At 36.5% G+C, this 13,842-nt stretch carries 11 protein-coding genes; 7 read left to right on the top strand and 4 right to left on the bottom strand.

Features of this window, described 5'->3' with window-relative positions:
- Nucleotides 1-35 precede the first annotated feature (35 nt).
- Together IW15_RS02880 and IW15_RS22685 are read left to right on the top strand one after the other, a co-directional pair.
- On the top strand, nucleotides 36-986 hold the full coding sequence (locus tag IW15_RS02880) for an isopenicillin N synthase family dioxygenase (protein WP_034709145.1): 951 nt from the start codon (nucleotides 36-38) through the stop codon (nucleotides 984-986).
- A 72-nt stretch (nucleotides 987-1,058) separates the two neighbouring features.
- The gene (locus tag IW15_RS22685; protein WP_165585155.1) at nucleotides 1,059-1,220 is read left to right on the top strand and encodes a bacteriocin-like protein; all 162 of its coding nucleotides are present in this window, start codon (nucleotides 1,059-1,061) and stop codon (nucleotides 1,218-1,220) included.
- A 157-nt stretch (nucleotides 1,221-1,377) separates the two neighbouring features.
- On the opposite strand, the gene IW15_RS02875 is transcribed toward IW15_RS22685, so the two are convergent.
- Entirely contained in the window at nucleotides 1,378-2,424 is a 1,047-nt protein-coding gene (locus IW15_RS02875; RefSeq protein WP_034709143.1) for a PA0069 family radical SAM protein, read from the bottom strand.
- Nucleotides 2,425-2,558: 134 nt separating this feature from the next.
- Nucleotides 2,559-2,753, bottom strand: a complete 195-nt coding sequence (locus tag IW15_RS02870) for a hypothetical protein (RefSeq protein WP_034709141.1) — start codon at nucleotides 2,751-2,753, stop codon at nucleotides 2,559-2,561.
- A gap of 172 nt (nucleotides 2,754-2,925) precedes the next feature.
- On the opposite strand from IW15_RS02870, the gene IW15_RS02865 reads away from it, so the two are divergent.
- Nucleotides 2,926-3,276, top strand: coding sequence for a hypothetical protein (locus IW15_RS02865; protein WP_034709827.1), 351 nt, complete (start codon nucleotides 2,926-2,928; stop codon nucleotides 3,274-3,276).
- Nucleotides 3,277-3,334: 58 nt separating this feature from the next.
- On the opposite strand, the gene IW15_RS02860 is transcribed toward IW15_RS02865, so the two are convergent.
- Together IW15_RS02860 and IW15_RS02855 are read right to left on the bottom strand one after the other, a co-directional pair.
- Nucleotides 3,335-5,998 (bottom strand): AsmA family protein, encoded by a 2,664-nt coding sequence (locus IW15_RS02860; protein ID WP_034709138.1) that lies wholly within the window; start codon nucleotides 5,996-5,998, stop codon nucleotides 3,335-3,337.
- A gap of 37 nt (nucleotides 5,999-6,035) precedes the next feature.
- On the bottom strand, nucleotides 6,036-6,833 hold the full coding sequence (locus IW15_RS02855) for a DUF2797 domain-containing protein (protein WP_034709137.1): 798 nt from the start codon (nucleotides 6,831-6,833) through the stop codon (nucleotides 6,036-6,038).
- Nucleotides 6,834-6,916: 83 nt separating this feature from the next.
- On the opposite strand from IW15_RS02855, the gene IW15_RS02850 reads away from it, so the two are divergent.
- The 4 genes from IW15_RS02850 (at nucleotide 6,917) to IW15_RS02835 (ending at nucleotide 13,815) form a co-directional block, all read left to right on the top strand.
- On the top strand, nucleotides 6,917-7,939 hold the full coding sequence (locus IW15_RS02850) for a GDP-mannose 4,6-dehydratase (protein WP_034709135.1): 1,023 nt from the start codon (nucleotides 6,917-6,919) through the stop codon (nucleotides 7,937-7,939).
- Nucleotides 7,940-8,080: 141 nt separating this feature from the next.
- Complete coding sequence (locus tag IW15_RS02845) at nucleotides 8,081-8,302, top strand: DUF2795 domain-containing protein (protein ID WP_034709134.1); 222 nt, start codon at nucleotides 8,081-8,083, stop codon at nucleotides 8,300-8,302.
- Nucleotides 8,303-8,430: 128 nt separating this feature from the next.
- Nucleotides 8,431-11,502, top strand: coding sequence for a preprotein translocase subunit SecA (gene secA / locus IW15_RS02840; RefSeq protein ID WP_034709133.1), 3,072 nt, complete (start codon nucleotides 8,431-8,433; stop codon nucleotides 11,500-11,502).
- Nucleotides 11,503-11,652: 150 nt separating this feature from the next.
- A complete protein-coding gene (locus IW15_RS02835; RefSeq protein ID WP_051881715.1) occupies nucleotides 11,653-13,815 on the top strand; it encodes a TonB-dependent siderophore receptor in 2,163 nt (720 codons plus the stop codon).
- Nucleotides 13,816-13,842 lie beyond the last annotated feature (27 nt).

Genomic DNA, 13,842 nt, shown 5'->3' with positions numbered 1-13,842 from the left:
AAGATGTAATTTTGCATCACGTAAAATTTCTAAAAATGGATAAAATACCTAGTGTAGACCTGCGTGATTTCCTTTCGGGTGAACCGGAACGCAAACAGAAATTTGTAAATGAAATCGGAAAAGCTTACGAAGAAATTGGTTTTGTTGCCTTAAAAGGTCACTTTCTTAACGATCAGTTAGTAGATGATCTTTATGGAGAAGTGAAAAACTTTTTTGAACTTCCAACGGAAACGAAACAGAAGTATGAGATTCCCGGAATTGGAGGACAAAGAGGGTATGTAGGATTCGGTAAAGAGACTGCAAAAGGCTTCAAAAAAGGAGACCTGAAAGAATTTTGGCATTTCGGACAGTACGTGTCTGATGATTCAAAATACAAAACAGAATATCCTGACAATGTAATCGTAGACGAACTTCCACAATTCAACACGGTAGGTAAAGAAGCCTATCAGATGCTTGAAAAAACAGGCCAGTATGTACTAAGAGCCTTGGCTCTGTATCTTGGACTTGATGAATTTTATTTTGATGATAAGATCTCAGAAGGAAATTCTATTTTAAGACCTATTCATTATCCGCCTATTACCCAGGAACCGGATGACGCTGTAAGAGCGGCCGCTCATGGAGACATCAACCTGATTACTCTTTTAATGGGATCTCAGGGGAAAGGACTTCAGGTTCAGAATCACAACGGAGAATGGATCGATGCGATTGCAGAACCGGACGAATTGATGATCAATGTTGGGGATATGCTTTCAAGACACACCAACAACAAATTGAAATCTACCATCCACAGAGTGGTGAATCCGCCAAGAGAATTGTGGGGAACTTCAAGATATTCAATTCCTTTCTTCATGCACCCGGTAAGCCAGATGTCATTAAATACTCTTGACAACTGTGTGGATGAAAACAACCCGAAATTGTATGAAGATACAACAGCAGGAGAATTTTTGCATGAAAGACTGATTGAATTAGGCTTAATAAAAAAATAATCAAAAAAGTTGTTTCGCAATATATATTTTTAATTATCTTTACTTTAGTATCAAATTTTTAATTAAACTAGTATGAAAAATTTAAAAAAACTAAACAAAAGCCAATTAAAAAGTATTGCTGGAGCAGGAGGAATTAAACTTCCGGAACCTGAATTTTGTAATTATTACTGCAATGGTGTAATCATCTGTGCTACATGCAGCGATAAATTTACATGTCCGGATGATTCTATGTAGAAATATCTGCACCTTATAATAAAACCGTTCCCCAGGGAGCGGTTTTTTGTTTTTGATAAATATTTTGGTTATCTAACCATAGATTTTCACAAATTTCCACAGATTTGAATTGGATCATGAAATCCATATGATGGGTGTTTACAATAAAGGAATAAGATCAATCAAACAATCTTAATTGCTGATCTTTCGCTCCTGTGAAGTTAGCTGTTGTCAGTTTTGGAAATTCCTTACCATCAAAAAACTTCTTCCTCCCGATTTTAAAAGTGGTATGAATCATTTCTGCAATATTTCCCTCTCCTTTATACCGTTCAAAATATCGCTTTTCACCCAGCTTTCCGCCCCGCATGGATCGGATAAGATTTAAAACTTTCTGAGCCCTGTCTGGAAAATGTGCTTCAATCCAGTTGACAAAGACAGGTTCTACCGTGTCATTTAACCGCACTAATGTATATCCGAAACCTAAGGCTCCGGCATCGGAAACTGCTTTTAAAATATTCAGAGATTCATCACTGGTAAGTCCGGGAATAACTGGCGCTACCATTACATGAACGGGAATTTTATTTTCGGAAAGAATCTCAATTGCTTTTAGCTTATTCCTGGCAGTACTGGTTCTGGGTTCCATGGTATGTCGTACCTCTTCATTCATCGTTGGAATGCTTAGAGAAACTGAAACAAGATTCTGTTCCGCCAGCGGTTTTAAAATATCAAGATCCCTTAATACCAAAGCATTTTTTGTCAGAACATTGACAGGATGTCTGTAATCAAGACAGACTTGCAGAAGTTTTCTGGTAATTTCAAACTTCCTTTCTGCAGGTTGATAGCAGTCTGTGTTTCCTGAAAGCAAAATAGGTGCAGGCTGATACCCTCGCTTCTGAAAAAACTTCTCCAATAATTCCGGAGCATTTTTCTTCACCATAATTTTTCTTTCGAAATCAACCCCGGCACTGTATCCCCAATATTCATGAGTGGGCCTGGCAAAACAATAGGTGCAGCCATGTTCACAGCCCTGATAAGGATTCATGGAATATTCCATCGGAAGATCTTCACTCTTTACCTGGTTCACAATCGTTTTCGGGAACACTTCCGTAAAAGAAGTCTTCTCCAATTCGAAATCATCATCCTCAGGCTCAAAAGTATACTTATCGAAACGGTTGATGACATTTCGCTGCGCTCCCTGACCTTTTATGATATTTTCGTTCTGCATTATGATGTAAAATTAAAAGGGAATGTTCATAAAAAAATGAATTTTAACATTAAGTTTTCCACAAAAAAAATCCAGCACTTAAAAATAAGTGTTGGATCTTAAACATGATTAAATATATTCTTTTACTACTTCTTTTATTTCAGGGCGTAAAATTCTACTCCATGATATTCGTCATCAAGGTTTTTATCATCAAAGTGTCTGTGATAGTCTGAGTAACTATCACTATATTTTTTATCTTTTTTAGTCAATATTTTTTTAATCCCTATAAAACTTAATACTGCCAAAAGACCAACACCTCCAGCCAGTAAAACGCCAACTTCTTTTTTCATATTCTGTCCGATTTAATAGTTTGTCTATTGCAAAAAGCATACCTATTTTATTCATGTCAATTATAAATTTTGTTAACATTAGCCTTTATTTTCACGAAAAACAGAATACTGCTTTTTAGCGAATTCGGCGAAAAATGGTTTGATTATTGTAAGAACTAATGAAAATATTATTATGGAAAGCCAAGAAAACGACGATAAAATGACAACTTTAAGCCAAGTCATGAATACACTGGCCCAAAGGGGAATACACAGAGAATTCAGGATGAATGAAAATGGAGATATGAAGCTGGATAATTCTGAACAAAATTACAACCCCTTCGATTTAACCATTTTAAAAACATACCGTTTTGAGGGAGACAGTAACCCTGATGATAATGCAGTTTTATACGTTTTAAAAGATGACGCAGGAAATCGGGGAATGATCATTGATTCTTATGGTGCAGACAGCAACTATCCCGGTGAAAAATTTGACGAATTTTTAAGAGATATTCCGATTTTGGAAAGCGATGAATTTAATTTCTAAACCAACTTTTTTGAATGACATAAAAATATCATTTAAAAACGAAATATTAAACCCGAAACTATGCTGTTTCGGGTTTATCTTTTTTCTTAAAAATATTCTTTAAAAAACCTTTTTTCTCTTTCTTCTCTTCCTGAGGTGTGGTATTATCCTTATTGTTTGTCGGTTTTTTTATTTCCTGCTTTATTTCTTTTACAGATTGCTTCATTTCTTTCACGGAAGAAACTGCCTTTTTTACCTTTTTCTCGGTTTTATCAACATTCCGGCCGATCAGGGTTTTCTTTAACCCTTGCTCTATTCCTTTCCAGAATAGATTAAAGAATGATTTGGTAGGATCTCTTTCCACGCCTTCTACGTCAACGGCTTCCGGCAAACTTCCTGAGTCTGATTTCAGCAGTAGATTCGCAACAGCTGTTAAAATCCCTTTTTTCTCCTGATTATTTTTATTTAAAACTGCAATTTTCAAATCTTTATGTTTTAAATTGAAAGTCCCATTAAGTCCCGCAGGATTTCCTTTAAAATTAAAAAGCATTTCCTGAATGGTTCCGGAAGTCGCTGTAACATGCAGGTATGGCCTGATAAAAGGATTGATTCCACTGGCAGGAAGATTTGCTGCCCTGCCCGCAATTGTAAAGACATCGTTTTGATTGGCAACGTCAAAATTCCAGTTCACAGACAGCGGAGCCAGGTTCATAAACGAACAGTTAATTTTAATATCTACACGGGTAGGTTTTCCTTTTGTTTTAGCAGAATTCAGATTTTTGACATTCATATTGAAGTTTCCAAACGTCAGCTTTCCGGGTCCTGCACTTTGAGGAGTATCTTCTTCATAAACCAAAATAGAATTCTTCAAATCAAGATTATTGATATACATCGGGATTTTTATCGACCGCAAGAGTTTGGAATATAACGGCTTTATTTTAGGATCATCTTCGGGAATCTTACTTCTGAAAATATTGGCATCGGCAGATTGGATCAGCACATTTGAAGCATTGATCGATTTATTATTGGAAAACAGATCCCAATTGCCCTCAGCCGTAATTTGGCCAGCCTTCAGGTCATACAAATCTCTTTCCACCGGAATCATTTTGATAAACTGGGCTCTCGAAACGAGAGGTTTCATAGCAAAATTATTAACCTGAATTTTATTTTTATTCAGTTTTAAAAGCCCCACACTCATCAGGTAGAACTTTGTTTTATAGGAAAAATTCTTTGTCGTCAGAAAATAATCTTTCACCTTAACATCAAGCCCCTGATTATTATTTTTAGGACCAATTTCAATCATATTGACCACTGCATTTAAATCATTAAAAGCAAGCGGCTGACTTCCCTTATCATAGATAACATTAGAGTTTCTAAGGCTTAATTTTCTTACAATAACTGATTGTATACCGCCTGATCCTGGCTTTTTATTAGGTTTATTTTCTCCTGTTTTAATATTTCCGTTTGCATTTTCAACAAGGACGTCTTTAATATCCAGGTTGAGCTTCCTGTCAATAAACCCAAATTTATTAATATTAAAGGCAATATGATTCGATTTTAGGGTAACAGCAGTAGTTGCCGTAATTGAAGATCCCGGACTGACTGACAGATTTCTGATCTCGCCGCTTTTAGAATTCAGTGCAATGCTTTCGGCTGTCACATTCTGCCCATCCGAAAAATAAACATCTTTTCCGGAAAAGGTAAAATCTTTATAATTAATAGGAATCACCTGCTCTGAAGATTCTTTACTCAGCTGCAGATGAGATAAACTGGCATGGATATTCCTGCCAGAAACCAACTTGCTTCCATCAGGCTTATTGATTTCAACCGTTCCATTGGTGAATTTTACATTCTCTAAATTAAGCTCGAAATTGAGTTCCTTTTTTTCTTTTTTGGATAACACTCCAGTATTGGAAATGGTAAGAACAGGATTTTGAAAATTTGCATCAGAAAGAGATATTATGTTGTTTTTCAATACAATATCTTTAAAATTCATTTTCTGAGCAGCAAACTCAAATAATTTCCTTTTTTTAGGGTAAAATCTTTTAAACTCATTGAATGTAAGCAGTGAAGTGACTTTAAAATTTTCGACGGATACCTGTCCATTGGAGGTATTAATCGTATTAATTGTCAGCGCATACATATTGTTTGGGCGAAAAAATAAATTTTTCCCTTTGATCTCATACCGGTCAAAGACAACCGGAAGCTTATTTTTCACAGATTCTTCCGCCATCTGTAGATTTTCAACAAATAAATCCAGTTTCTGTACTGAGAGAAATTTTTGCTTAGTATGTTTGAAAATAGTAATACTTCCGTTGTGGATCCTGATATTTTCAAATGAAACAGGATTTTTTTTCTTTTCAGTCTTTTTATCAATCGGCTTGGCTAATATTACATTCAGATTTGGGCTTCCCAACAATACATCTGAAGAGCTGATCTGTTTATTAAAAATGGCATCAAAAATACCAAACCGACTGATTTTTAGCGTATCTATTGTTCCCTGAAGCCCTATAACTTCATTATTTTGAGGATCTTTGCCGTTTACGGTAATTCCTGTTGCCAGAATATTTCCGGTTCCAAGATCTACGTCCAGCTTTTTGTAAGAAACCTTATAATTGGTATTGTCTTTAATATAATTCGGAAGCTGGGTTCTAAGCCAAAAATTTACGCCAAAATTTACTGCAAGAATGATTATCAGCAGTACTCCGAAACCAATCAGCATTTTTTTAACCCATTTTCTCATGTTTAAGATTTCTTTTTTAACAATCTTAAATATAGGGTTAATTTTTTACACTTAACTCAATTACATATCCCTCATGCCCTCTTACATTCATAAAGTTTCCGCCTTCAAAGCTTAAATACTGTCCTTTAATTCCTACAAGAACTCCTGTAAATTCCGGTTTCTTGTCTAATGTAAAAGAATTTATTTTTTCAGGTTTCTCAAAAGGATAATCAAATTTCCACAGGTTTTCTCCTTCGCTGTAGAACTTCTGGAAGTCTTCAGGAAAATATTCTTTTATTTTTTGCTGAAAATCTGCCAGGTCAATTTCACCTTCAAAATCATCCTGAAGCATTTTTCTCCAATTTGTTTTATCGGGTAAATGGTCTTTTAAAGCAACTTCTATCATTCCGGCTTCGTATCGGTTTTCAGTTCTTGCAATCGGAAGGGCGAAAGTAGCGCCCTGATCAATCCATCGGGTTGGAATCTGTGTATTTCTTGTAACGCCAACTTTTACATCTCCTGTATACGCCAGATATACCGTATGAGGCTGAAGCTGAATAGCTTTTTCGATCTCCAGATCACGCTCTGCTACTCCTAAATGAGCCGTGGAAAGCTCCGGACGGATGATGGTATCACTTGCATAGGGGCTTTCAAAAAAGCAATTTTTACAAAATCCCATTCTGTAAACGGGCTTATTTTCTCCACAATGTACACACTGAAAACCTACATGTTTTATCGTTAATTCCTTCCCAAACAATTCGTTCATATGAATCAGATCGCCCGAGAGAGTAAGATAATATTGGATGGGTTGTGCATCATAACTCGTCATCTTTAAAATTTGCCCTTGAAACTGCATAATACTTATTACTTTTTTAAGTAAATTTAATGATTATATTTTCAAAAAGTAAATTTATATTTTTGCCTAATAAAAAATCACAAATGATATATCTTGTAACCGGAGGAAGCGGATTTATTGGTTCTCATCTCATAGGACAATTATTAAGAAATGGACATTCTGTCATAAACGTTGACAATTTTGATGATTTCTACCCATATCAAATAAAAATTAAAAATACTTTAGCTTCTATTGATACAATTTCGGATTTTGAATTTTCTGACAAAGAGACCGATATCCGGCATCTAATTTCACTTTCACGGTCAGATCAATATATTTGTTATGATCAGGATATCCGTGATAAAAAAGGACTGGAAGATATTTTCAGGAACCATTCAATTGATTTGGTGATTCACCTGGCTGCCCTTGCTGGCGTACGCCCTTCTATTGAAAGACCGCTGGAATATCAGGAAGTTAATATACGGGGAACTATGAACCTTTGGGAACTGTGCAAGGACTTTGGTATTCGAAAATTCATTTGTGCGTCTTCTTCAAGCGTGTATGGAAACAATGAAAAAACTCCTTTTTTAGAGACTGATAATGTAGACAATCCGATCTCTCCTTACGCAGCCACGAAAAAATGCGGTGAGATTTTAGGACATGTTTATCATGAATTGTACCATATTGATATGATTCAGCTAAGGTTTTTCACAGTTTACGGACCGAGACAACGACCTGATCTGGCAATCCATAAGTTTACAAAGCTGATCTCAGAAGGTAATGAAATTCCTTTCTACGGAGATGGAAATACGGCAAGAGACTATACGTATATTGACGATATTATCGATGGAATCATTAAGTCTATCAGCTATTTGGAAAATAATTCCAAGGTATACGAAATCCTCAATCTGGGGGAAAACCAAGTAATCACTTTGTCTGAAATGGTTTCTACAATCGAAAAGCATCTTGGAAAATCTGCCATGAGAAAAATTCTGCCAATGCAACCCGGGGATGTCCTGAAAACCAATGCAGATATAACAAAAGCGAAGACTTTAATTGGCTACAAACCAGACACAGACTTCCAAAATGGCATAAAAAAATTTGTGGAATGGTTTTTGAGAAAATGACATCGAGCAAGTTGCTGACACTGCTGTAATACAGTCTACGACGGGCAATGAACAAAAATTAATAAAAAGAATTGAAAATCAGGTATAAAAAAGCTTATAATATAACCTATTTTTATACTTTTGCAAAAAAATTAGAAAATTATGTACTGGACATTAGAATTAGCCTCCTATTTAAGTGACGCCCCTTGGCCAATGACAAAAGCAGAGCTTATTGACTACGCAATCAGAACTGGTGCACCCATGGAAGTGGTAGAAAACCTTCAGGCAATCGAAGATGAAGGAGAAGTTTATGATGCAATTGATGAGATCTGGAGCGACTATCCAACGGATGAAGATTATCTTTGGAACGAAGACGAATATTAATTTTAAAGACAATTAAGCTTTAGGTGAACACTTAAAGCTTAATTGCCTTTTTAAATATCATTTTGCGCAATAAGCGTATTATTTACAACGCTTAAAGTATATCACTTTAGGCATAAAGCAAAAAATTTATGAGTTTTTTAAACAAAGTTCTTAAAGGGTTTTTGGGAGACAAAAAAGCGCAGGACCTAAAAGAAGTAAAAAAAGTTGTAACAAAAATCAAAGCTGTTGAACCAAACATCGAGAAATTATCTGATGATGGTTTAAGAGAAAAAACTGCTGAGTTTAAAGAGAATATAAAATCTGCAACCAGTAAAATAACAGCTCAGATAGAACAGATAAAAGAGCAGATCAAAACGTCAACAAATGTTGACGAAAAAGAAGCTCTTTTCTCAAAAATTGAATCTCTGAAAAAAGAATCATACGAAATTGAAGAAAAAGCACTTGGCCAGATTCTTCCTGAAGCTTTCGCTTTAATAAAGGAAACTGCAAGAAGATGGGCTCAGAACGGAGAAATCCGTGTGACTGCCACTGACTGGGACAGACAACTTGCTGCGACTAAAGATTTCGTTGAAATTCAGGGAGATCAAGCTGTTTGGAAAAGCTCTTGGGACGCTGCCGGAACTCCTGTGGTTTGGGATATGGTCCATTATGATGTTCAGTTTATCGGAGGGGTTATTCTTCACAGCGGTAAAATTGCCGAAATGGCAACCGGTGAAGGTAAAACTTTGGTAGGAACATTACCAATTTATTTAAATTCACTTCCTGAAAGAGGGGTTCACGTAGTAACCGTGAATGACTACCTTGCTAAAAGAGACTCCGCATGGATGGGACCATTGTACCAGTTCCACGGAATGTCTATTGACTGTATCGATAATCACCAGCCAAACTCAGACGGAAGAAGAAAAGCATACAATTCAGATATCACTTACGGAACGAATAACGAATTCGGGTTCGATTATCTGAGAGATAATATGGTGACATCCCCTTCAGAATTGGTACAAAGAGAATTAAACTTTGCCATTGTGGATGAAGTTGACTCTGTTTTAGTAGATGATGCAAGAACACCATTGATTATTTCCGGTCCGGTTCCACAGGGAGACAGACAGGACTTCGATGTTCTTAAACCTTCTATCGACAGAATTGTTGAAGTTCAGAAAAAAACTGTTTCTACGATCTTTAATGAAGCTAAGAAATTAATTGCTGCCGGAAATACCAAAGAAGGTGGATTCAAATTACTTCAGGCGTACAGAGGTCTTCCAAAAAACAGACAATTAATCAAGTTTTTATCCGAAAGCGGAAACAGAGCGTTACTTCAGAAGGTAGAAGCTCAGTACATGCAGGATAACAACCGTGATATGCCAATCGTTGACAAAGATCTTTACTTTGTGATCGAAGAGAAAAACAATCAGGTTGATCTAACGGATAAGGGAGTTGAATATATGTCTCAGGGTAATGAAGATAACAATTTCTTTGTTCTTCAGGACATCGGAAGCGAAATTGCTGAACTTGAAGCTAAAAACTTAACGAAAGAAGAAGAGTTTGAGCAGAAAGAGAAATTATTTTCTGATTTTGCTGAAAAATCTGAACGTATCCACACCTTAAGCCAATTGCTGAAAGCCTATACTCTATTTGAAAAAGATGATGAGTATGTGGTAATTGACGGTGAAGTAAAAATCGTTGATGAGCAAACGGGACGTATCATGGAAGGACGTCGTTATTCTGACGGTCTGCATCAAGCCATTGAAGCAAAAGAAAATGTGAAAATTGAAGCGGCAACACAGACTTTTGCAACGGTAACGCTTCAGAACTACTTCCGTATGTACAACAAGCTTGCGGGGATGACGGGTACTGCTGAAACTGAAGCCGGAGAGCTTTGGGAAATCTATAAATTAGATGTAGTGGTAATTCCTACCAACCGTAATATTTTAAGACACGACAAACAAGATTTAGTTTTCAAAACTAACAGAGAAAAATATAACGCTGTTATTGAAGAAATCGAGAAGTTAACCGCAGCCAGAAGACCGGTTCTTGTAGGAACAACTTCAGTTGAGATTTCTCAGTTATTGTCAAAAGCACTTCAGTTAAGAAAGATTCCACACCAGGTATTGAACGCGAAACTTCACAAGAAGGAAGCAGAAATTGTAGCTGGAGCAGGACAGCCGGGAGTAGTAACGATTGCTACCAACATGGCGGGTCGTGGTACGGATATCAAGCTTTCTAAAGAAGTAAAAGAAGCAGGCGGTTTAGCGATCATTGGTACTGAAAGACACGATTCAAGACGTGTTGACAGACAGCTTAGAGGTAGAGCGGGACGTCAGGGAGATCCTGGAAGTTCACAGTTCTATGTATCTCTGGAAGATAACCTGATGCGTTTATTCGGTTCTGAAAGAATTGCTAAAATGATGGACAGAATGGGTCACAAAGAGGGTGAAGTTATTCAGCACTCTATGATCAGCAAGTCTATTGAAAGAGCTCAGAAAAAAGTAGAGGAAAACAACTTCGGAATCAGAAAGAGACTTCTTGAGTATGATGATGTAATGAACAAGCAGCGTGATGTCATCTATAAAAGAAGAAAGAATGCTTTATTCGGAGATCATTTAAAGTATGATATCACGAATATGATCTTTGATGTTTCCAACTCTATTGTGGCTAAAGGTAAAGCCAATGGCAGCTTTAAGGATTTTGAATTCGAGGTAATCAAAAACTTCACGATGGCTTCTCCTATTTCTGAAAGTGATTTCAGCAATAAGCAGATTCCGGATCTTACAAATATCCTTTTCAAAGCAGCACAGGAAGATTATCAGATGAAACTGAACTTATTGAAGGAAAAATCATTCCCTATTATTGAGAATGTATTCCAAAATCAAGGTTCTATGTTTAAGATGATCCAGGTTCCTTTCACCGATGGACATAAAACATTGACTATTGTTACCGATCTGCAGCAAGCTTATGAAACACATTGCGAAAGCTTAATCAATGATTTTGAAAAGAATATTACCCTTTCTATCATTGATGAAAACTGGAAGCTTCACCTTCGTGAAATGGATGATTTGAGAAAATCTTCACAGGGAGCTGTTTATGAGCAGAAAGATCCGCTTGTCATTTACAAACAGGAATCTTTCCACTTATTCAGTGAAATGGTAGACAAAATGAACAAAGAAATAATATCATTCTTATATAAAGGAGAAATTCCTGCATAAAAAGAACTAGTTAATAATTCAACAAAACCGCTTCAATACGCTTGAAGCGGTTTTTTGTTATTCGGCATATAGTATTTTTATGATAAATATCAATCTTATAATTTATTTAGAATAATTAAAAACAATATATTTGCAGAAAATTTAGCTTTCATGAAAAACGTACTGATCTGTGCCTCCCTGTTGGGTTCTGTTCTGACCTTTGCTCAGCAAAAAGACACTATTAAATCTAATGATATTGAAGAAGTTATTGTCAATGGTAAATATTATAAGAAATATGTAGAAAAACAGGGTTCTTCTTCTCTGCGCCTGGATGAAGAACTTATCAAAATTCCTCAGAACATTTCCATCATTACAGGAAGAGCACTGGAAGATCAGCAAGTTACTACATTGAGTGACGGTGTTTTAAGAAACGTTGCCGGAGCACAAAGATTAGAGCATTGGGGCGATATGTATACGAGAGTAAACATGAGAGGATCCAGAGCTGCCGCTTTCATGAATGGAGTGAATGTAACATCCAACTGGGGACCTTTAAGTGAAGATATGAGTTTTGTAGACCATATTGAATTCATCAAAGGACCTTCAGGATTCTTAATGTCTAACGGTGAACCGAGTGGTATTTACAATATTGTAACAAAAAAACCTACCGGAAATGCATTAAACGGAAGCGCAAGAGTAACCCTTGGAAGTTTCAACATGTACAGAGGTGAAGCGGATATCGATACTAAAATTACTGATAAAGTAGCTTTCAGGCTGAATTTAATGGCTCAAAACAAAAACAGCTTCAGAGATTATGAATTCAATGACCGATACATTATCAATCCTTCCTTGAAAGTAAAACTTTCTGATAACACAACTTTAACGGCAGAATACATCTACCAAAGAGCAAAAATGTCTGAAGTAGGTTCTGCGTATGTGTACAGCTTTGCAGGATACGGTACCAAGCCGGTAGAATACACCGTTACCGACCCGGGTATTGACCCTACAAAAGTGACGAACAATACGGTGAATGTAAATTTACAGCATAAATTCAATGACAACTGGAAGTTAACAACACAGCTATCCTATGTGAATGAATACACAATGGGTAGTGATATCTGGCCGGGAACTTTCATTTCTGACACTCAATTCATCAGAAATCTTAATTTCTGGGAAGCGAGTAATGTTATGAAGTTTGGACAGGCATTTTTAAATGGTTATGTAAAAACCGGGTCTGTTTCCCACAAAATCTTAGCGGGTCTTGACCTGGGTTCTAAAAAGTATCTTGCTGACTGGAGCAAAAGCGGTCCTTTAGATACGGCAGCAAACCCTTTTAACCTGAATGCAACTTCTTTTCAACCTGCGGCTAATTATCCTCATTTTAATACAGACGGAAAATCTCTTTTAGAAAGAGCGACACCATACGGAACTATCGAGCAAAACTATACAGGTCTTTACCTTCAGGATGAGTTAGGATTCTTAGATGATGCGTTAAGATTAACTGTTGCTGCCCGTTATACCAACGTAAAAGAAAACAATTACGGAACAAAAATGGAGGCAAACAGAATTACTCCGCGTGTAGGATTAAGTTACTCTCTCAATGAGAATATGTCTGCTTATGCATTATACGATCAGGCATTTGTTCCTCAGTCTGCAATTTTTAGAAATGGAGATACCGCAAAACCGATTACCGGTAACAATATGGAAGTTGGGTTGAAAAAAGACTGGTTCGGTGGGAAATGGAATACAACATTATCAGCCTATAACATTATTAAAAACAATGCTACCGTTAATGATCCTACGAACAGCCCGGGTGAACCCTATTCTATCCTATTGGGTAAAACAAGAGTTCAGGGAATTGAATTTGATTTAAAAGGAGAGATTACCAGAGGGTTTAATGCCATCTTCAATTATGCATTTACTGAAAATAAAATAACGGAATCCAATGATCCTGCAAATAATCCTGTAGGAATGAAAGTTCCGGGATATGCAAAGCATACTGCAAACGGATGGTTAAATTACACATTCACACAAGGTGATCTGGAAGGTTTTGGATTGAGCTTTGGAGGAACCTATCTGGGAGGAAGAAGCAGCTGGAACTGGGGAAGTACCAACGCTCCTTTACAAATGAATGATTATGTAAAGTTCGACGCCGGTCTTTCCTGGGAAAACACGAAGTTTAGAGTAAGTCTTAATGTATTCAATCTTTTCGACAGATATTTATACAGCGGAAGCAGTATCAATTTCACGATGGCAGATGGTACGCAAAAAGGTGGTTACTATTACCAGGCAGAAGCTCCAAGAAACTTCAGAGTATCAATAGGATATAAATTTTAAATACATAAAGTTAACCCCACAGCGGGT

The organism is Chryseobacterium soli (genome assembly GCF_000737705.1).
Classification (GTDB): domain Bacteria; phylum Bacteroidota; class Bacteroidia; order Flavobacteriales; family Weeksellaceae; genus Chryseobacterium; species Chryseobacterium soli.
The sequence above is the reverse complement of the archived record's forward strand: the minus strand, read 5'-3'. Positions and strand labels throughout refer to the sequence as shown.